The organism is Bacteroides salyersiae WAL 10018 = DSM 18765 = JCM 12988 (genome assembly GCF_000381365.1).
GTDB lineage: Bacteria > Bacteroidota > Bacteroidia > Bacteroidales > Bacteroidaceae > Bacteroides > Bacteroides salyersiae.
Genome location: NZ_KB905466.1, coordinates 1,200,975 through 1,224,114 on the forward strand (window position 1 = coordinate 1,200,975; position 23,140 = coordinate 1,224,114).

General features: G+C 45.2%; 11 protein-coding genes. All 11 read right to left on the bottom strand.

Annotated elements, in window-relative coordinates:
• Nucleotides 1-25 precede the first annotated feature (25 nt).
• Nucleotides 26-2,275, bottom strand: a complete 2,250-nt coding sequence (locus HMPREF1532_RS04690; RefSeq protein WP_005925545.1) for a glycoside hydrolase family 31 protein — start codon at nucleotides 2,273-2,275, stop codon at nucleotides 26-28.
• Entirely contained in the window at nucleotides 2,262-4,145 is a 1,884-nt protein-coding gene (locus tag HMPREF1532_RS04695) for a right-handed parallel beta-helix repeat-containing protein (RefSeq protein WP_005925548.1), read from the bottom strand. Before HMPREF1532_RS04695 ends, HMPREF1532_RS04690 begins: the two co-directional genes overlap by 14 nt.
• Before the next feature lie 35 nt (nucleotides 4,146-4,180).
• A complete protein-coding gene (locus HMPREF1532_RS04700; RefSeq protein WP_005925550.1) occupies nucleotides 4,181-6,955 on the bottom strand; it encodes a T9SS type A sorting domain-containing protein in 2,775 nt (924 codons plus the stop codon).
• Nucleotides 6,956-7,386: 431 nt separating this feature from the next.
• Entirely contained in the window at nucleotides 7,387-9,351 is a 1,965-nt protein-coding gene (locus tag HMPREF1532_RS04705; RefSeq protein WP_044097444.1) for a 6-O-methylesterase, read from the bottom strand.
• Nucleotides 9,352-9,358: 7 nt separating this feature from the next.
• Nucleotides 9,359-10,702, bottom strand: a complete 1,344-nt coding sequence (locus HMPREF1532_RS04710) for a glycoside hydrolase family 28 protein (RefSeq protein WP_005925554.1) — start codon at nucleotides 10,700-10,702, stop codon at nucleotides 9,359-9,361.
• A gap of 67 nt (nucleotides 10,703-10,769) precedes the next feature.
• Nucleotides 10,770-13,667, bottom strand: coding sequence for a glycoside hydrolase family 78 protein (locus HMPREF1532_RS04715; protein ID WP_392387718.1), 2,898 nt, complete (start codon nucleotides 13,665-13,667; stop codon nucleotides 10,770-10,772).
• Nucleotides 13,668-13,687: 20 nt separating this feature from the next.
• Nucleotides 13,688-17,011, bottom strand: coding sequence for an MGH1-like glycoside hydrolase domain-containing protein (locus tag HMPREF1532_RS04720; RefSeq protein WP_005925558.1), 3,324 nt, complete (start codon nucleotides 17,009-17,011; stop codon nucleotides 13,688-13,690).
• Between the two features lie 137 nt (nucleotides 17,012-17,148).
• Nucleotides 17,149-18,108: a glycoside hydrolase family 43 protein gene (locus HMPREF1532_RS04725; RefSeq protein ID WP_005925560.1), complete on the bottom strand. Its 960-nt coding sequence runs from the start codon at nucleotides 18,106-18,108 to the stop codon at nucleotides 17,149-17,151.
• Nucleotides 18,109-18,848: 740 nt separating this feature from the next.
• The gene (locus HMPREF1532_RS04730) at nucleotides 18,849-19,505 is read right to left on the bottom strand and encodes a DUF3826 domain-containing protein (RefSeq protein WP_005925562.1); all 657 of its coding nucleotides are present in this window, start codon (nucleotides 19,503-19,505) and stop codon (nucleotides 18,849-18,851) included.
• Between the two features lie 39 nt (nucleotides 19,506-19,544).
• Nucleotides 19,545-21,272 (bottom strand): thrombospondin type 3 repeat-containing protein, encoded by a 1,728-nt coding sequence (locus HMPREF1532_RS04735; protein ID WP_005925565.1) that lies wholly within the window; start codon nucleotides 21,270-21,272, stop codon nucleotides 19,545-19,547.
• Nucleotides 21,273-21,466: 194 nt separating this feature from the next.
• Nucleotides 21,467-23,098 (bottom strand): hypothetical protein, encoded by a 1,632-nt coding sequence (locus HMPREF1532_RS04740; RefSeq protein WP_005925568.1) that lies wholly within the window; start codon nucleotides 23,096-23,098, stop codon nucleotides 21,467-21,469.
• Nucleotides 23,099-23,140 lie beyond the last annotated feature (42 nt).

Below are 23,140 nucleotides of genomic sequence, written 5' to 3' on the forward strand. Positions count from 1 at the left end.
ACACTCTGCCAATGTTTTATGAATGTTAACGATCTGCCCAAAATCCCCTATAGGCATCGTCTATTTTTACCAATATGCTTTTACTCAAATCCATCTCATCCGTACAATCCACCTCTTCAGGATACATCGGAATAGTCGCGCCTCTACGTACATATACAGGCATTTCTTCAAGAGGAACGTCTACCTTCTTCAGCCAACACTCCCCTTCAAAACATTCACCTGTAAAGAAGTTTACCCATTCTCCTTTAGGAAGATAAACATCCCGGTATCCCTCACTATTCATAACCGGAGCTACCAGAAAATCATCACCAAAGTAATACTCATCATCTATATGCCAACAAAGCTTATCCTCCGGATGATGGAAAATCAATGCACGCAATACCGGATAACCGGTACGGGTTGCCTTTTCACTTTGTTCCATAATATAAGGAATCAATGCATATCGCAGTTTCCACCATTTCTTTACAATCGAAGCAATCGCCGGATAACTCCAAGGTTCCCGTTTGCTGGTCCCATGATAACGAATGTGCGATGAGAAAACTCCGAACTGCGTCCACCGCACATATATATCATCAGAAACGGGAGAATTCATAAAATCGGGCAAGCTGTGAAAGCCCGGCACATCGTGACTCCAAAAAGCAAACCCCGAAAGTCCGAAATGCAACCCTCCTTTTAGAGAACCTGCCATTCCGTCCCATGTACTGGCCGAATCTCCACCCCAATGAAGCGGATAGCGTTGGCAACCGGCCCAGGCAGCCCTCGCCCACACAATACCGTCACCAGTCACTTCCTTGGTAATTTCATAAGCTGCCTTTTGATAAAGTAATGCATATAAATTATTCAGCAATTCGGGTGTCATGCCGTAATAGGCCGCATCCATATGAATATTCTCTCCAAAATCGGTTTTAATGCATACCACTCCCATATCGAGCAGTTTTTTCAACAATCCTTTATACCATCCGACTGCCTTCGGATACGTAAAATCAATAGTACCGGCATAATCGAGCGCTGAAAAGTTCGACCCCTCCGTATCCTGTTTCTTCGTCAACGGACCGATAAAACGATTGGCTTTCGCTTCCTCTATCTGTTCGGCATCATCTGCCACATAAGGCAATTGCCAAAGAGACACCCGGTATCCTCTTTCTTTCAATCGCCGGATAAAGTTCTCCGGTTGCGGAAAACGTTCTTCATTAAATTTCCATTCACATAACCAGTCGGTTTTAAACCACCCCGTATCCAGATGAATAACATCACAAGGATAATGTTCGGCACGCATACGGTCACAAATAGTATTTACTTCGTCCGCACTAAAATAAGTCATACGACTCATCCATACTCCATAACTCCAAAGCGGCAACATTGGCGGAAAACCGGTCAAGCAACGATACCCGTAAAGAATTTCCTCCGGCATATCTCCACCGATCAGAAACACATCCAATTGCGCCTGATCATTCAGAAATTGTACCGAGCGTGTAGAGTGATCGGCTAATGAAAGTTTACAATGTGAACTGGTATGATAAAATACTCCATACATCCGGCTCGACAGATAGAAAGGTATATTTTTATAAGCACGGCGGTTATTTACACCTTGTCCGTCCTGATTCTTCAACTGAAACGTATGCCCGCTCAAATCCATCTTATAAAAACGTTCGCCTGTACCGGCAAATGCTTCATCGGGCAAACATTCGAATGAAACGGTAGCCCGTTCCTTACGCCCGTTCTTTGTGCAATATGCCAAAGGAAGAGCATCATGTCTCGGAGGAGAAAAATGATCATAGGCACTGAGCCGGACCGACTTCTTGGTATCCGGGTAAAAAGTAATATCCAACGTTTCCTGCGGGGGCGGAAGCAGATTGCTCCAATGCTCAAGTACAGGTTCGCGCAAATTGATAAGGGCACGCAACTGACCATCTTCATCACATACACTCCACAAACCGTGATCCTCACTCACTGTCAGCGGTACCTTACGAACGTCGGAAGCCATTTTCAACATTTCTGTCTCCTCCTCCCAATCGGCCTCTCCCAACCCAGTATATAAACGAAGGATATGGGGCGAATAATAACGGATTTTCAGCGTATATTCTTTCCGTGAAACATTCACGTCCGCAGCCATATCGTTTGAAAGCATTTGTTTCTGAAAAGGAACAGTCAAATATATATCCCCCCCCTTTTCATAGATAGAAGTAGGTTTACAAGCTTTCCAAAGGGATTCGTCGGTCTTCAGTTCGGTATCGAAATCCAGAAAATCGAACAAATGATAATTAGTTTGTTTCATGGATACTATCTTTTAAATAATTATATTCGGGTTGCAGTCCGGCTGCCGATTTTATTGAATCCGATACAGTCGGGCCGTTGTTTATCCACACATTAGCAGGACCGGGACGGTTGGCATCAAACAAGGGTTCCGGACACCAGTTATCTTTCACCCGGTATCCATCGGTAGCTTCATCAAAATAAATATAAAAAGCCCGGTCGTTGGTAGCATAAGGGGCATTTCCCAACTGTTCGATCCGATTGGCGGTCATCTCCGAAGACGGCTGATTGGATAAAGTATACAAACCGCCGGCATCATACAATTGCAAGGCAAAATGATGTACATAATTCGCATGAATCCGGTTATTTTTCATTCCGCTATCCAACGGTGTCCACCCCCAACCGACACAGATACCGGAATAGTTCACATAACTCACTTCATTATGTTCGATCGTCATATTACGCACGTATCCCGCACCGATACCCACACATCCCCAATCTTCATTGGTCACTTCCGTAATCAGATTATTGGCGATACGAATGTCAGAGCAATATTCTCTTTCATCTTCCGGCATATAAGGGACATGCGTCTCAAAACCGCCGGCAGGGAACGCTCCCAATGCCAAAGCAGTTCCTCCGATATCGGTGAACAAACATCCTTCTACACGACAATTATTTACCGCCCATTCATAATCCAGCCCTGTGGCTCCCAAATGTTTAAAAGTACATCCTGAAAAGTTAATTTGCCGGGCTCCTCTAATTTGCAAAGCTGCTCCCGGACGTTCGATCCAGGCTTGGTTTTCCAATTCCGCCTTTTCCGGTAGTCCGGGAACAGCAAGCTTATAGGCATCCTTCAGATACATCCCCCCCTGTAAAGTAACATGCCCATACAAAGAAGGACGGTTCCAGGATGCATATTCAAAACTAACCCCTTTAAATGAAATATAAGAAACGGTTCTTTCTAAAGAACCATCCACTTCCAACAGTGTTTCCAATACAGGTGCTACTACTTCTGCCGTTGAAAGATCCACATTTTCTTTCGGCCAATAATAGATTTTTCCGGAAAGATACTCCTGATACCACTCCCCCGGCCGGTCCAGCAAACGAATCGCATTACCCAACGTAAAGGAAGAATTTCCCTTCTCACCTCCGATAACCGGCTGTGGCCAAGGATGCTGAAACTCAAGGCGGCTTTCTGGCTGATGAAACGTGACACGGGTACGTTCCCCCTGCACCTCCCAATCTTTCACGCGCAAGATAGCAATCGCCCAGCGCTGATGCACCGTCATTTCCAACCGGGATTCATTTTCCAACCCTTTTATAGCCGGAGTAGGCACCCATATCTCTCTTTTTTCCGTATCGAAATCAAGTATCCGTTTCATCTCACCCGGCGCAAGCCAAGTCGTACGAATAGCTTTCTCTCCGTTTACCCATAATTGGCGGAACTCCAATATCCGGTTACCTATCTCGGGAGCATCCGCCACCCACACTTTTCCGCGTGCAACTTCCGGAAGCCCGGCAGGAAAATCTGTAACCGGTTTCCATCCGGTTACGCGGATTCCCCCACTAAGCACCGCCTTTCCCGGTTCCACAGCCTCTATGACTGTAGGCGAGTCCTCCGTTCCACTATCCTCCGGACGTAGAAACAGTATCTCGTCCTGCGGGTATATACCTCGTTCCAATCGAATATTAATTCCTCCTTCGACCGCCGGATCGGATAAGCGACGCCATTCCCTTGCCTGCTTCAGTGCTTGTGCTACTGTACGTAAAGGCATCTCCCGAGTCCCCGCATGCTTGTCATTTCCTGTTACGGAAACCCATATTTCACCTGCAAAAGCGAAATTTACAGTACACAATAAAGCTATAATAGAAATAGACAAACGATATTCCATATGCAATCGAATCTTTGAATAATTCAGACAATCTGCTACTTCTTAATAAACTTAATGGTTTCACTTAAGCCTTCCTGCTGAATCTTCAAGAAATAAATGCCCATCGGCAAAAACGAAACATCCAATTTACATGCTACATTCGGAGATACATTACAGGTTTCCGTCAACACGCTGTTTCCGTAAGCATTCATGACCTGAATCTTCGCATCACCGGTACTCTCGGTAGAGACGTATAAATAATCAGTCACAGGATTGGGATATGCATTAACCGCAAATTGCCTGGTATCGGATACCGGTTCAACGCCTACCGCCCGGTCTCCTACTTTCACCCCAATATTTCTTGTACAGGCAGAGCCTTCGGCATCCGTAACTGTAAAATCAACGTAAAAAATTCCGCCAAAGCTCTCTTCCGGAGTTATCTTCAGGATGTTGCCATCCACAGTCGCTGTCCCGTTATCTATCTTCGTTACTGTATAAACCGGATTCTTTTCAAATCCACGGGTATATTTCGTCAAATCGATTTCAACGGTTTCTCCGGTTTTTACTTCGTAATGCGGTGTAGCCATCCAATGCAAATATTCTTCCAGATTAGTATACCCATCCCTGTCATCATCATCATTTGAATCGGAGAAATCACCTTCCGGTGAATTCGGATTCAATCCGAACATCTCTTCCCACCAATTAGGCAATCCATCCCGATCCGTATCAAATTCATCCAGATCAATTGTTATTTCCGGATAATTCTCATAACCACCGGCATCCGCTTCATTATCTATCAAGCCTTTTTTCCCTGTTTCGCTTCCGACATATGTATAAGACCCTTCCAATGTTTCACGCACGATTCGTTGATCGTGTTCATCCAAAAGGGGAAGATTGCAACCAACATCAGACAAGACTGATTTATAAGCATCTTTGGCAGTATGTATAGTGGCATAAGAGGGGAAAAACGGTTCATCGGGAAATACCTCATAAGTCGGTTCGGAAGAACCGCTATCCAAAGTATATATACGTCCAAACTGATTGTCCGTACCGTCATTCAGCAGATCTCCATTTTTATCTTCAATGATATTTCCAGAATAATAAGCCTGCTCCGTTCCCGCTCCAAATCCTTTAATTTCCAGTTTCAAGATGTGGCCGACAGTCGTTGCCGCTCCTTTTTTATAATAGTTGTTCACAAAGTTCAATTTATGCACTTCACCATCGGTAGCACGACTTCCATAATTATAAACCACATTATTAAATACGTCGAGTTTGCTTACCCACGTTCCGCTTCCGTCAATCGCATCTCCCACACTCCAATTACGCCCATTGCAATGAGCCAATAAATTATGATGAAAAGATCCGGTTTGTCCGCTAATGGTTCCGGCATATCCGTGTTCCGTTCCCGCAGGATAATTCTGATGTCCTGCACAATTCAACGCTTCGGATATCAATGTTCTCTGCAATGTAAGATTTTTCGCTCCACGAGAGCTGAATGCTTCATCGATTGTCCAACTAACCGAACAATGGTCTACAATACTATGATTTGTACCGGCCATTCCCAGCCCGTCATAAGTAGTTCCTCCTCCCAAGCGGATCCTCAGAAAACGACATACTGATTCACTGTTAATCCCTATCGGAGCCGCCCGAAAACAAACTCCTTTGCCCGGAGCGGTTTGCCCGGCTATGGTTATTTGTTCATTCGACATTATTCTGGATTCCAAACGAACGATGCCGGAAACAGCAAACAATACGGTACGAGGCCCGCTCCCATTCGTTACCGCCTCACGAAAGCTACCGGGACCGGCATCATTCAGATTAGTAACATAGACCACCTTACCGCCACGGCCACCACGCGCATAACGGCCATACCCTTCTGCACCGGGGAAGGCCAATTGACACGGCATAAAACTCCATACTTCTCCTTTCGTCACAGTTCCGTCTTCTTCCACTTCATCCACACGCCAATAGTAAGTATTCATACTATAAAGATTCGTGCAGTCAAAAGTAGTATTCGTCTGAGAAGCTTTGTAGCAAGACGAAGTCTTATCCGCATTCGTAACCAGATTCAAATCCGTCCCCAAATACACATCATGTAACACCGCACTCTGAGCTGCTGTCCACTTCAATGTACAGTTACCATTTTCTACTTCAGCATGCAAATCCCGATCTGCGGGAAAAGGAGACTTTGCTTGTTTACCGGCATCGGGAACATCGAGACAGAAACCGTTTATCACTATATTCCATGATGCATCGCTCGGACTATCCTCGTTCGACCGGAAAGTAACCACAACCGGTTCATTCTCTTTCACATCGAATGTGACATAGGCAGTAGCAGCGTCATACGTACTCAACACCCGGTTCGACTGCATCAACCCTTCTACTTTCAACTCACCATTTACAAAGACATCAATCATACCGAACGTCTTGTCATCCGGACTATCCAGCGTATTGTGATAAGTCAATAAAGAGTGGGAGCCGGGCGCAAGACCTTCTATCGTCATATCTATTTCCGCATACATATCTCCTCCATTCACCGTCAATCCATCGCTAACCAACCGTGCATAATAAGGAGCCTGAATACCTACTTTATGCCAATGAGATTTTAAACTGGCCCCGTCAGATTCTTTTCCATTAGCCATTGTAATTTTTATGCCATTAATTACTTTAGTAGTATCTACACAGTTTGTGATAACCCAAGATTCATAACCCGGTTCGTGAACTTCATCCAAAGCCCGTTCGTCTTTATCAAAATCAACTTTAACAGGTGATTGTGCCAAAATACCAGTTGAGATCAGCAACATGGCAAAAAGAGTAAATCTGTTTTTCATAATAACCATTTATTGTAGTATATACACTTATAAACGAACAAAGCAATTCAGTGTACTCATTATTATTAGAAATAATTTGCCAATATGCTAATTGACTGTGCGTATACCGCATGGCATTGGCACATTAGCAAATTAACTCATTATTAATTATATCATGAAGCCCCTCACTACCGATTAACTGAAAAGTATGGAAGTAAATGGGCTTTTATAAACTTCAACATTGTATATGCAGCACGTACACACTTAGAAAAAAGCAATTAACAATTTAAATATATCACATAATTACGTTCTACTTATTTCTCTGAAAATCAAGGTATATAAAAATATATATTTTCACCTTGTAAAAGAGTATACTATTACCATATAAGAGTATATACCTTTATGTGGCAAAAGTATATACTCTCACAAAAGTCAAGATAACTACCGGATTTTTATTCTGTTTTCTTCTCTTTGGATGCTTTACGCTGATTCACATAGCTACTAAACAATTGACGCCAATTACGACCGTTATTGTTCAAATACTGTTCACATTGAGTTTTATAGATCTCAAAAATGGCAGAAATCTGCTTCATACTTTTGTAATCAATGGCTTGTTCCCGCGCCTGTTTCAATAAAGAGAGAATATGCATTTCTTCTTCACGGGTCAGATCGGAGACAATGGCATGGTAACCTTTCAAGGTAAAGGCAACTTTCCCGACGGTGTACCTATCGAGCACCGCTTCCACCTGTTCATCCGTCAATGCTTTGTGCAATCCTTTCATCAGACGGTCATGTACCTCTGCAGGCATGGCCGAATCGGCTATCATCTGACGATCCAGTTCAGATAACTTCTTTCCTGTTTGCGGATTAATACCCTCGGGAATAATGGTATAAGGATGAGTATCGTGCCAGTCACGCACCTGGCGAAGATGGTTGTAAATAAGGGTAGTCACGTATCCGGCCTTTTTCTCGTCTTCCAGATTCAAAGAAGCGACCCAATCGGCTGCTTTCTTCTCCAAAGCCAGATCGGAACGAAGACGTTCGAACAATGGCTTATCAAAATAGACTGCTACCTGGTCGAACGAACGGACAGCCGTCTCCGGCAACAATTCTCCTTTAGCGCCAAAGCTATACAGGGCTTGCTCCGGTTCAATGGTTATCTTACTTTCATCAAGCCGAGTTTTATCCAAATTGAATACCCTTGCAAAAAAATCATATACGGCATTCCGTTTATTCAGGCCGAAATCATGACGCTCTTTAGGGAGATGAACGTTTTCAATCTTCCCAACGGCATCATAAAAGCCATAGACACGTTGCAGATAGGGATATTCCAAACGAGGCACACTACTTGTCCAATCACCACCGTCCGAAACTATGAGTTGAGGCATCGGAGCAAACATAGCGGCCATTTCGGCATTACAAGTCCCACCACAAGCCAATTGAATGGGTGTTCCGCTCTCACAAGGACAACCACCATCAAAGTGAGATGCCAAACTGACAACAGGAGCAGCGGCCGTAAAACGCTCATCGAGGACGGTGAGAAGAACAGTCTGAGTTCCGCCACCCGAACCTCCGTTCACTCCGATACGGGATGTATCGATATCCTTGCGGACAGAAAGCAGATAATCTAAAATTGACAACCCGTTCATGGCCTGAATGACATGAGCGGCACTGGACCAATGGGCGGCTGCCCCTACCTGCAAAGTGGATTCTCCCCATCCGAATAAATCATAATCCACACATATCGCTCCCATACGGGCCAGCGTACCCATACGCTGCTGCTGGTCTTCACGGTAACGTCCCCCGCCGAAGTGCCCGTTCGGACAAATAATCAAGGCATGCTTTCCTTTCGTCCGAGGCGCATAGACAGATCCACAGACATACAATCCCGGTAAAGTTTCCAAAGCAAAATTCTGTACGGTATATCCTTCGAACTTACGAATCTTAGAGAAGATGGTTTTCGGGTCCCGTACTCTTTTGTTCAGAATAGAATCGATTCCCATTTTTTCCCGAATCTCTTTACGCAAGCAGGCTTTACGCTGTTCCCATGCAGTCCGGTCGGTATAGAGGGTATCGAGATACCCAAGTAATTTCTTCCCATCGGCTTCTGTACGACGGGGATACTCGTATTTTTTCAATTTGTACAAATTGCCGCCTTGCGCTACAAACTTAAAATCGAAAGGAGCCAGCACATTGGTCAACGACTCTTCCACCGAATAAGGCCGAATCCGGAAATCGGCATAGGACAATACCTTGCCCACCGTATCGATATCGTACTTCAGACGAACCTGAAAACGGCTTTGGATATCATTCAACACATCCCCCAATGGACGGGAGAATTGATTTTCATAAGTCTGCGCCTGCACCGATAAAGATAATCCAAGCATAGAAAATGCCATTAAACACGATCTTTTCATCTCTTTTTTACTCTTCAAGTCTTACTTCTTTTCCATTCACAATAACATCGGTCAAACGAATGCGTTCGCAATTCTCAAAGATGCACTTCTCACGGGCATTTTTCACGTTGATGTCGCGCAGAATAATGTCAGTGACAGGAGCCTCTTCCAAACCCACAATTTTGACCGGCGTCTTCACGCCGACAGCAGTCAAACCGGAAATGGAAATATCGCGGAACAAGGGAGTCCGTTCGCTCATAGGTTCAACAGGCATCTTACTATATTTCAAATTCAATACGACGGCTTCCCGTTTGATGTTACTCATTATAATATTACTGACACGGATGTCTTCTACCACTCCACCGCGTCCGCGAGTCGATTTGATACGTATCCCGCGATCAGTGCCATCGAACACACAATTGCTGATCGTCACCTTTCGAACACTACCGCTCATCTCACTACCAATGACCACGCCGCCATGACCGGAAAGCATGGTACAATTGGTTATGGTAATATTTTCACAAGGCACTCCCAGACGACGGGCTTGGGCATCGCGTCCCGATTTGAGGGTGATGCAATCGTCCCCCACCGAGATGTGACAGTCGCTGATATGCACGTTCCGGCAAGATTCCGGATTGATGCCGTCCGTATTGGGCGAAGGCACATTATGAATCGTCACTCCTGTAACCACCACATTATCACAAAACTCCGGATTGACTGTCCAGAAAGGAGAATTGATAATCTTCACTCCTTCAATACGTACTCTTCGGCAACGCACAGGCTGAATAAACGGGGGACGAAAAAAACGACGTTTCAAGGTGCCGTGCCAATCCTCATTCGTTTCGGCGTAAAGTGCTTCCACATCATTTTCCCTTTCCCAAAGTGGCTGATATTTATTCAACTCACGCATACCGTTTTTCTCCAGATCGACATAAATACGGAAAAATTCCGTCCACCATGCCTTTCCCTGACCGTCGAGTGTCCCTTCCCCTTTGATTGTGATGTTCTCGGCATCCATAGCGGATATCAACGGGGAAAAACTTTTCATCATCACACCCTCGTGCCGCACTTCCATAAAGGGTAGATAATCATCGAAGTTGTCGGAAAAGAGTAAAGTGGCTCCGGCTTCCAACTCTAAAGTGATATTACTTTTCAAGCGGATCGCTCCCGTCAGGTAAGTGCCTGCCGGAAAAAAAAGAGTACCACCGCCTGCTTGGCTCAAGCGGTCGACGGTATGATTGATTAACGTTGTATTCAAGGTCTTTCCGTCCGCTTTCGCACCGGACTTTAACATGTCGACACGTTCGGCTTTCAGCGTAATCGCCATACCGAAACAGAAAACAGAGAAAAGAATTGTACGTAGTGATTCCATAATCCGATGATGTATTGGTAGTTTTATACTGATAAATAGGATTCTATATTAATGTATGTATTTTATATTAATGGGATATATCCCCGTTTATACCGACAAAAGCTTCTTCGTCTACAATAAATCGATAACTACCGCTTTGTACTTCCTGCGGTGCTTTTCCATCCGGCAGATACACTTTCGCAACGGTATTGACCGGTACGGACAAATTTAGTATAAATTTACCGCCTTTTCGGGTCCAGTCTACCGTTATCTTGCCATACAAGGTTTCGTATGTCGCTTTCACAAAACTCAAATCGCCTACGGGCTTCGGAGCGATCACAAAATGCCGGTATCCGGGACGGGCGCCTGTCAGATAATCATGTCCGTCGAGCCCGGCAGCATCCGGACGAATACCTGCTAAAGAATGGAAAAACCATTCGTCAATCTGCCCCATCATAAAATGATTCCACGAGGAACCTTGCCGGGGATCCCATTGTTCGGTCAGCGTCGTAGCACCGAACTTAAGCTGAAATCCGTATCCCGGCGCCTCTTCGTGATTGAACATACGATATACTACTTCATCCCTGCCGGAACGTGCCAAAGCCTGGATAAGATAGCGGTTACCGACATCACCGGTAGTCAACCGATTGCCATGAGCGGCAATATCCTCTAATAAATGACCGAGCACACGCATCCTCGACGGTACACCGGTTTCAGACTCTCTATTCCCATCGTCCCCTCTCGCCATACCCAGAAAAAGCGGTAAAGCATTGCTGCATTGACTGCCGGAACCGTATTGTCCGGTTTCCGGATCGACAAAACGACGGTTAAAAGAACGTAGGATATCATCAGCCAAACGGGTATAATAACATTCGTCATATTGATTTCCCACCATTGAAGCGGCAAGAACCAGATAACGGACAGTCATATAATAATGAGCCGTCGCTACCAATGGTACCGGTGTGTTCCGGGAAAAACCGGCACGAAAATCCCCATAATCGTACCAATCGCCCAAACCGAAAGAAAGGATGTTTCCGTCGGCCCGGGTAGCCAGATAGTCGACATAACGTCTCATATTGGGATAATATTCTTTAATCAGAGTATCATCTCCATAGGTTTCGTAATACATAAACGGGAAAATGACCAATGCTCCCCCCCATTCGGGAGACTGGGCAAAGGGTTCAAGCCCCGGTCCTTCAAAAAATACGTATTCGGGGGCAGTAGTCGGCATAGCTCCGTCGGGATGCTGGGCATCCGCCATATTCTGCATTATCTGAGGACCATAAGCTGCCAAGTCGTAATTGTATAACAATCCCGGCCCGTTCAAATGAACCTGCTCCAGCCAACCTAACTTCTCGCGGTGCGGACAATCGGTAAACACGGATTGCATATTGCTGCGTACCGCTTTCTCTATCAATCGGTGAGCTGCATTGAAAATGGGATTGGAACATTCGAATGACGATATCCTAACTGCGGAATTGTAAACAAAACAAGATTGTATACTCTTGATCACCGGCAATTTCCGAGGATTCTTCTGCCCTTTCAATACAGCCCCCTCCACCTGGATATAACGGAAGCCATAGTACGAAAAACGAGGATGCCACCTCTCCTCACCTTCTCCTTTCAAGGTATACTCATAGTAATGTTGCCGCCCCGTCTGGCGTTGGTTGCAAGCCCCTTCTTCCGTCAATGCTTCGGCTACAACAAGAGTCACTTTCTGTCCTTTTTTCCCACGTACCACTATTTCCGGAAAACCGGCCAGATTCTGCCCCATATCCAATACAATGGCAGAAGGATCGACCGTCCTTTTGGTGGAAATACAGGCAGTGGCTACCTGTTCCGGAGTCAGCTTATTCACCGTCTTTACGTCATAACGTTCCATAATTTTGACCGGTGCTGCCTTTTGCGGACGAAGCACCCCTTTGGGTGCCTCCTGTATCACTACCGGCCGCCATTTGTCATCATTGAATCCCGGGCAGTTCCATCCTTGCTGTTCCAAACGGGCGTCATAGTCTTCCCCCCCATAAATACAATTGAATACAACAGGACTCAGATCATATTTCCATGTCGGATCGGAAGATATCGTTTGTTGCGAACCGTCAGTATAACGGATAAGCAGTTTAAACAAAAGGGTCGGCGCACCGAAACTAATCTGTAATTTACGATAGCGACCGCCCTGCACATTATAAAAACCATTACCCAACAAGACGCCTATTGCATTTTCACCGGAACGCATCCGGTGTGTCACATCGTAAGTATTGTAATAAACGCTTTTATCATAATCACTCCAAAGCGGGGCAAATTCGCTATCACCTACTTTCTCCCCATTCAAAGAGAACTCATAAAAACCGAGTCCGCATACATAGGCGATGGCTTCGGCCACTTCTTTATCGGACCGGTCCGTACGAAACGACTTTCGCAGGCAGATACTTCTCTTTGCCAAGGTATCTACTGCTTCCCAGGCGGATTTGACTTCCGGATTCTTCAATTCGCTCCCATGAAAGTTTCTGCCTTGGGGCAAACGGGCTTCCTGCCGGGTAATAGCACCGATCCATTGCCCGGCAGCCAAATCATCGGGAACGATGTGAAAAACTGCTTCCCAGCTCCATTGCGAAGGGGTATCCGTCTCGTCCCAAACACGAACACGCCACAGATAGGTATATGTAGGTTCGACAGAGAAACCGGTTTCGGGCACAGAAACTAACTGGCTTTGGGTGGAAATAATCTTTCCACTATTCCATACCGAATGCCCTGTACAAGAGTTTTTGATTTCGATTTCATAAGCCGTCTGCCTACTACCGTTATCGGAAGAGTTCAATTGCCAGCCCAAACGGGGAAGCCGCCCTACAGCAACAAATCCTTCCTGCATTTCACTGGTCAGCTTACCTACCGAAAGAGCGGCCGGTTTACTCGTCGCAAGGTTTTCGGCTGTTAACAGAAGCGGCCAGCAAAACAGCATAAGCCATAGATATCCTTTTAATTTTATCATCTGCCTGATTACTTATTTTATTCTAACACATCTTTACATACTATTCTTTCGAGCGTATCAGACTGTCCGACTATCTTTCCATCCACCAACACCAGCAACCCTTTACCGCGATGATACCGGTCACCATACTTGTCCCAAAGAATCGTCAGATAATGACCGTGATAGAGAAGATTATCCAAACAGAACCAATCCCACCGGCCATCGGGAAGCAACGGATTCACTTCAACCGTATGATCCGCACGGGGACGCAAACCTACCAGACCGGTAATTATCAAATCATTGAAAGTGGAATGATTGTAATAACGGCTCCGTTCCTGATCGCCTTTCAACCAATATCCGGTCACTTCATCCAAATACTCGCCGATGTAGGGACGCCCCCGGTGATATTGCGATTCTACATACCGTTCCATCTGATGAAAATAGATACTGTCGGTCAGGACAGACTGTGCAGAACGATTCATAAAATTGGCCATCGCCGTTAAAGTTTGTGCTGAAGCAAACGGCCAGATAGCCCCGTCCCACTCACATTTTCCCACTCCATGCGTACGGAACTCCGGATGGCGGCGCTCGGCGGTAGTAAGACCGTAAGGAGCAGAAAAGCCGCCTTCATCCATTACCTCTTTCCACGCCACATCGTATTTGCCGGTATCGGGCAGATTAAAATACCAGGGAATATACCCGATAGCCTCACGGACATTGGCAAAAGAATCCTTACGCAAGGTTTCGAAAAACGAGTGACGCTCATTCCAAAGTTTCTCCTGTACCAACTGCTTCAAGGTGTCGGCTTTAAGACGATAGCAAGTTGCACGGTCGTCATTACCGGCCAGCTTATTTAAAGCTGAAAGTGCTTTAGCATTGCCATACATATAGCTATTGATGGTGGGACGCGCATATTGTTTCCTACGCCCTCCACTGATGGATTCTTCCATTCCATCCTGCACATCACCCTGCCAGTAAAGGCCTCCGGGCAGACGGTGAGTACTCTCCCAACGCCAGTATTCCGCTTCCAGATCGGGTAACAGATCCATCGTAAACGCACGGTCGCCACTGACAAGATAGCGATTGAACACTGCATCTGCATTCCAGGAACTGAAGTTCATCATCTTCTTCATGGGATTCCCCCCGTTGCCACGATACCAGGTACGGATGATCTGGTCGAGATATTCCGGACGGCGCAACCAGCGACTTTCATAAATATGATGTCCCACGGCACAAGCTATCAGGTTATATTGGTCGGCATAAGAGCGGTTGACCAGAAATTCCGTCATACCATATCCCACCGGAGTATCCTTAATATGTTTTCTTAAATTCCACCAACGGAAATAATACATCTCTTCAAAATTCTTTTGGGGGCATTCGAACAAAGGAATGTTCTCTTCCATCCACTCCGAAGCTTTGGCATTCGGTATGGCCTGCACGATATTCTCGTCTTCCATTGCATTGAAAGCATCGGCATAATGACGGAAACCGGCGTACTTCAAAACCGCCGCAGTGGCATCGGCATCAGTCGAAGCTGTGGAAAAATTGGCAATCCGGAATTCGGACAATGCTTCCTGTTTTCCAGCGCCGGGCAAGTCATATTCCTGATCGGCAGGCGTTTCGGGAGTGGGAAACATACGGACATTTCCCGTACGAAACAAGATACGTTCGACAGAAGCTACCGGAGCATAGAACATACGTTGCCCCACCGGCCGGCCGTCTACCGATATCCGGATATTCCGGTCCTTGACAGAGAGTTCAGCCTGTATATGATAAGTCTTTCCGGGCTCATACTTCATCATATTAGAGAAACGTGAACCGCCTTTTGCCCGTAAGATTCCTTCCGAAGTGAGTTCGATACGCGAACAGGCAATACCATCGGCATCCAGAAATTCGATCTGCAATGTACCACGATCGTTCTGGCCTGCCATGAGATCAAAAGAGACAGTCAGTTGCCGGGAAGCCGGAATCTTGCGTTCCACTTTGGCGTAATCGAACGGATCTTTATCCCGCAGGGTCAACCAAGTATTTCCCGCTTCAGTCTCTAAAGAGACAGGTGCCCACAGGGGTGAATAGATGTTCCATTCCGTCAGATCGGCCAACCGGGCGTAGCGTGAAAAATCTTCTTTAGCATGGCTGCCTGCTTCTGTACGTACCGGAACGGGAATACGGGAAATCCATATATCTTCTTTATTCATGCTATACGTCACCCACAGGTTTCCGTCCTCCGGTTTTCCATTGCCTTCTTGAATGCCGCGTGCATATTGAGGACCATACGATTTATAATTGCCTCCATAACGCATGGGAGGAATTTCTCCGTTTACCAGATTCAAAGTGGTATACTCGAGCCCGTCCTTGCTCAAGGAGATGGCCAGTGGCCAACGAAATTCGGAAGGATTGTATACAGTGGCATACATGCCGTCGCTCAATCGCTGTCCCCAGATTTTGGCATTACTGTTCACAAAACCCTCGGCACGTAACACGGGTTCGGCCCAACTGTGGCCTCCGTCTTCACTGACGGATGTCAAAGCATGCTTCCACAGACAAGCCAGACGGCCGTCGGGCAGTGTATAGGCATTGAAAGCCTTATAGCGTTTTTTCAACGGAAGATTCGGATCTTCCCTGTCGGCTTCTTCCACCCACTGCATCCAATAGAGAGGGTTATCCAATATCTCCCGGCAAGCGGCTACAAATGCCTTATCCTTACTCTTCCGGAAGGGAGGATAAGCAGTGTTCTTTTCATTAAAACCATGATTGTAATAAATGAAGTATATCGGCCCGTAACTGCCGTCTTTTTTTATTTCACGCACGACGCGTCCTATGCCGTTTCCATCGTTCGGATCATCTTTTTTGTCGAAAGCAACTCCATAATTGGCCATCGCTATCAAGCGCCCCGACTTAGAGACATAAAAACCTACCCGTTGGTGCATAATGGCAAAAAGGTCTTTGGCAACCATGCCCGGACGGGATTCCTTCGTATATCCGTCCGGAACGCGGTATGGAGGAAAAAGTACATCCGGATCCGTCCAGTGATACCCGTCCTCGGAAGTCATCAGAAAGGTTTGTGAAGGAGGTACATGTTCATCGGAAGGATCGGAAAGATAGTGCATATAGAACCGCCCGTTCCAATAAGCTAACATCGGTTGGTGGTTGTATGTCCATCCGTTTCCGTTAGAAACGTCGGGGTGTTCACGATTGGCGCGCATCACTTGCAGGTTGTGCACACCTACCACCGGAGAGAGTTGCCCGTCATGAGCAGCCGGATTGGAAAGTTCCTTTCCCGTATAGTGTATCCTGTCCTGCCCGTCAATGGCAGTGACAGGGAGAAACAGGGCTAAAAGTAAAATCGACAGTTTGTTCATATTAAAAAAGCCTCTCCCCCGGCCCCTCCCCCAAAGGGAGGGTGGAAGGGGAATGTATTGTTAAATATTTATTAATTCGTAAGACAATCTATCTTCCTTTTCATTAAGGAGAGGATATATATATTGTCAATAATTTATTAATTTGCAAGACGTTCTCTTTTCCCTCCCTTCGGGGAGGAGCCGGAGAAGAGGCCCCTCACTACCGAAGCCGGGGCTCTGAAGATCGTTCCATGCTTGTGTCCCTCGGGCATAGATACATTTGCAGTCTCATCCGTAAAATGAATGAAATCTTTGGTTTTCACAGCGCCGAATATTTTCCGGTTGTAATCGTCGAAATAGATATAATACCAATCACCCACCCTGACCACCGTAGGCCCTTCACAAAACCCGGGGGTAATCGGCGCGGAAGTAGCTCCGAAAGGACCGGTGGGTGACGGCCCGAAAGCCACTTTTATATTCCGGTTATTCCGGGTGTTATCTTTGACAACCAGTACATAATCTTTCGAAGTACGTTTCACCAAAGTAGCGTCGATGGCACTGTATCCCGGATCGTAATAAAGCCGGGTGTCAGAAATCCGGTCGAAATCTTTCGTGGTAATGTAATACAGGCGATGGTTATTGAATTCATCCTCTATCCCTTTTTCAAATTTATAAGGAATGCAGGAGGCCCAGACCACCATAAATTCATCTTTCTCATCATCGTAAAACAATTCCGGCGCCCATACATTCACCGTAGTCGAATCATGGGCCATCACCGGGATGAATTTCTCTTCCGACCAATGGATCAAGTCTTTTGAATGTGCATATCCGAAACCGAGATCTCCCTTCCAACTCGAAGTCCATACCAAATGGAAAGTACCGTCGCCCGAACGTACAATAGAAGGATCGCGCATGATCTTTTGCTTGCCGACTTCCGGCTTGAGCCACACACCTGCTATGCTGTCCCAATGGATACCGTCTTCACTATAAATAAACCGAAGGCCCTCTGTGGCCGGCTCATGAAAAGAGGTAGAGAGATACACCTCTTTTTCTGTACGACAGGAGAGTAAAAGCACTACCATACAAACTCCCATCCATAGACTTTTCAACTTTATCATTTCTTTAATTCGACTGCCTGATATAATATATGTTTACCTATCAAATACTATAAAGATAGACGAAAAGAAAATCGTTTTGTACCCATCTTTACGCAAAAGAGTACCTCCTTATGCAAGGAAGTACTCTTCTATTTTGACCATTTGCAAAATGATATTCTTAATCCTACAGAATCACTTCATCAGGAGAAGGGAGAAACGTCACCTCCAAAAACTCTCTCCATTTCCCGGTTCGTTTATTCAGATAGTCCGTATAAAAATCAATTACGCAACAAATATCTGTCACTTTCTGATTTTACCATACGATCTGTTTCCTGAGTTCAAACTAACCGTTCTTTTTAACATTAAAGATCAATCCGTATATTATTATCAGTTAGCTTCAAAAATCATTCTTTAAAGAGGATTTTATTTTTCCCGTAGAGCTTCTTGGAGTTTCCCGTAGAGTTTCGGACCGTTTCTCGTAGAGAAACCAAACCTAACATACCGGGATAATCAAGTTTACATGCCGGGATAAATCACATATGCATCCATCTAAAGCAGGAATATACAGAGAAAAGTGCATATTATCCACTTTATTATGCAATTTATCTTTTAGTTGCCGTTATATTTTCAAAGCACATGTTACAGAAAACAACCATAATGAATCAAAAAGACAGACATTTATCGTTTTCACAAACATTTATCCAACTCTATTATTCCGCACGGAAATTGGCACATTGGCATATTGGCACATTAAATCATTATTAAAGCGTTCCTCCCCGTGCCTTTACACGTTTGGCCCACTCTTCCCGTTCTTTAGTCAGATTATAACCACGCTTCGAGAGATAATTATTGATACGGCCTTTGTACTTGCCAAAGGCCTCGTGCTTTTTCTTAGAACTTTCGGCATCCATAGCATATTCGCGGGCTTCGACCAACCAGGCATATATCTGTGCTTTCTCTTCTTCCTTCAATGTCGGAATCATATCCAGTTGTGCACTGTACGTGACGTGCAATACATTATAAGTCATCCCGTCTTTCACACCTTCAATCTGCCGGTCATTCAAAAACAATGACAAGGCAGCCGGAAAAGCAAAATGAGAACGATAAAGTGCTGCATCCGCTTTGTCACGGGCAGCCTGTATGGCAGCTTCCTTCGCTTCACCGGTCAGCTTGCTTTTAGCAGCATCGATGGCCGTATCTCTCGCGGTGTAAATATCATTCAGTTCAAAGTAACGATTGGCAATAATCCGGGTCACTTCACTACGGACATTCCGGTCGGACAGATTCAATCCGTCTACAATTTTTTCCGAACGCATCTTGATAGATGCCACATATTCAGGATCCCGATTCAACGAATCCAACTCCACCGCGGCAACGGAAGAGATGGACAGTATGAACAAAAATACTGTCCAAACCATCCGGTTTCTCTTTATTTTATCCATTGATTCCAATCTCTATCACATTAATTTGCCTTTCCCGGCCAATGTATCATAATTATTTTTCAAGTCTGTCCAGTCTACTTTATTTTTCGTACTGATTCCGTTGATATATTTTTCGATATTGGTATATCCGTCTCCGGTACAGTCTTCATTGGCATCGTTAGGGTCATTCGGATTCAAGCCGTTTGCTACCTCCCATTCGTCCGGCATACCGTCACCGTCAGTGTCCACATAAGGAGTTCCTTTATATTCGGGATAACCGCCCACCTGACGAATATCGGTAATAATGCCTTGCTTATAAGAGTCTTTTGGCAAGCGGCGGTATTTGAAAAAGCCTTCCGTATCCTGTGATTTCGGAGCCAGCCCCCAACGGTCGCCATAAGCGTCTTTAGGCAATTTCTTTTCATAATAAGGAATACCGGTCTTCACTTCCTCGATCACACGTTCGTCAACAATGTCCCGACGGGGAATATTGGCTCCTGCATTGGCCAATACATAGTCATATGCCTCGGTTGCAGACATGATATTGATATACGGCATCACAAAAGGCACATTGGTACGCATCTGCTCGGTATACCCTTTAGTGTCAGCCTGATCTTCTACCTGAATACCACCGTTCCAGTTATCCTTGGTTATTTCGGGATAGCCCTCCATGATATTACCGTCCGCATATACGCGGCCATATACTTTATAATCCAGTTTACTGCGACCTGCCTCAGGTTTCAGGATACGATGCCCCACCGGAGTATCCCGGGGAGTCAACGGTCCCGGCTTATAATAATTGTTCACCATGTTGAACATGGCACGATAATCGCCTCCGTCTACCGAACGGTGTACCCAGTTGTAAACCACATTGTTCACAAAATTAAAGATCCCGAACCATCCTACAGAAGGATTACGCCCAGCATTACTTGCCCAAAGATTACGCACGAAAGCACAGTTTTCTCCCCCTAATGTGCTACCGAAAGCATGGTTGTAAGTATCCAATGCCTGAGAAGAAATCGTATTCTGAATCGTCACATTTACCGTAGGCAGTTTCTCTTTATTATATCCCTCTCCCGGGTCATACATATGCCGGTAAAAAGAGATGTTCTCATCCAATCCCCAGCTACACGAACAATGGTCTATCATGATATTACCGATCGGGTTACCGCCAAATGAATCATCGCGATGATGTACCTTGGTTTCTCCCCTGCGAAAACGCATGTGACGTACTACAACATCATGCGTGTCCACCCAGAAAGATTCGCCTGCAATGCAAACTCCGTCTCCCGGTGCAGTCTGGCCCGCAATCGTCACATAAGGAGCACGCACGATAATCGGCGATTCCAAACGAATGATACCGGATACATTGAACACAATGATGCGGGCACCTCCCGTTTCACAAGCTTCGCGGAAAGATCCGGGACCACGGTCATTCAAATTCGTCACCGTAATCACCTTTCCGCCACGGCCGCCGAAACTATACATACCACCCCCTTCGGCACCTGGAAATGCCGGAATCTTTGCCTGTGGCAAATCATCGGGACGCGAAGCCCAAGGTATATACGGGCGACCTTGTTCGGCTTCTTTTTCAATAATAGGAAGGGCTTTTGCCCAAGCCTCGTCCGAACGGCGACGCGCTTCCGTTATCATCTTATCATACTTGGCCTTTGCCTCTTCTGTCAGTTGCGGGTATTGTGCCATCACCGCAACGGGTGTGGCCAATAAAGCAACATAAGCCACTAAAACAGCTTTCTTTTTCATATTTACAGTATTTTTCCGTTTGATCTTCTAACTATATCAGTAAGACGTGGAAGATGTGTTTTTGTAATCAACAGAAACAACATTCGTTTTGCAAAAAAAATAAAGAGCCTGCAACCGGAATTCATGTGAAGTATACGTGCTGGTATGCCAAATTCCGATTACAGGCTTCTTATTTCCTGACTCTAAAAAAACACCTATTGAATCATTACCTTCTGAGTCAGATCATTTGCTTTTACAATATAAAGACCTTGCGACATAGTGATTCCCTGAGCCGCTTCCATTGCATTCACGGTCTTTAATACACGTCCGGAGATATCAGTTACCGTAATATTATCCGTTGCATTTTTAACAACAATCTTATTATCATCGACACTAATGGCTACCGTATTTTCTTGCATTGACTGAACAGAAACAGCCTCAGCAAATGTAGCAATGATATCTTTCCAGATGCGGACTCCATTGTTAATTTCCAAACGATAAGAAGCTGTTGCTGCCCGACGGCTCGTTGCAAGCACCGTAACTTCAATATTATCATTTACGGATGTTCCGTCTGCACTTGCCGGTATCTTAACTTCATACGGAGTCGATCCGGTAGCCGGCGTAAAGGTATAATCTACAGGGATATCATATTTCTGAGTTGCTTCATTATAAGCCATAATACAGCATCTCTCGTCCTTTGGAGTCATCTTGAAAGAAGTCAGCATCTTGTTATCACCATCCGGAACAATGGTCAAGTCGGCCAGACGATTCTGGGTCTTAAGCACAAACTTAATCTCATTTTCCACACCACCCGATACACAATCGACATTCAGCGTATCTTTTACATCAGCGGCTACTGCCGGTTCGATCCATTTCACCTCGCTATATTCGGCAGACAGATTGTCGACACCCAAAAGCGGTTCGTACATGCCCGGCTGCACAGGAGTTTCGGAAGTAGTAGAATATAGAATGATTGTCAGTTTTTTACCGCGAAGTTCTTTTATAGTAGTACCTACGGTTTCAGCCACTTTCAATGTCTGTTTGTTAAGAGAACCGTCTTCTGAAGTCGTGTAAACATTATCTTTAGCAAACCAAGTATAATCTTCACCAAAATATTCATTTACGGCAGCTACATTGTTTTCATTAATAGAATCCAACAAAGCAACATCATTACCTTCCTTACCGCAAGCTTTTCCCAACTCACCCAAGTTGATACTGTTCTGTCCGGTAATGACGATCATCTTATAAGAAGACGTTTTACCGGTTGTCCCTTTATCCAAAGTCATCAAGTCTAATTCGATGTCTTTGCATAAGTTAGCTATTCCGTCACTTCCATTGAACGAAATCATCATCACGGTTCTTTTATTAATACCCGGCCAAACCGCCCATGCCTGGTCTTTTCCATTTGTTTCGGGAATATCCATCAAGATATTACCGCATTTCCAATAACGGTGATCAGTACTGACAAGTGTTTCGCCTACCGTATGGGCAGCAATGAGTGAAGCGACATCTTTATAACGTTTGAATTTAGCTCCCTGATTGGTACCTTTCATCCAATGGTAATTATCCAAATAGGCAGCTACATTATTAGTAAGACCTTCCGTCGTTAAAGCAGCACCGGCCAATCCTTTCAAACTATTACAATTAATCTTATTACTTCCTTCGGAACCATCCGTATATCCTTTAGTTGTATTGAATGTAAGAATCAGACGCTTGTTACCATTCTCTAAAGCTTCCGCCCCGTTAAATCCTACGACCGATTCACTTCTATTCGTCTGAAGTTGTGCATTGACTGTACCTAATGTAAAACTACACAAGGCTGCTGTAAGTAAAACTTGTTTTTTCATCTTTTAAATTTTAAATTTAACAAAAATCATTCTATACATATT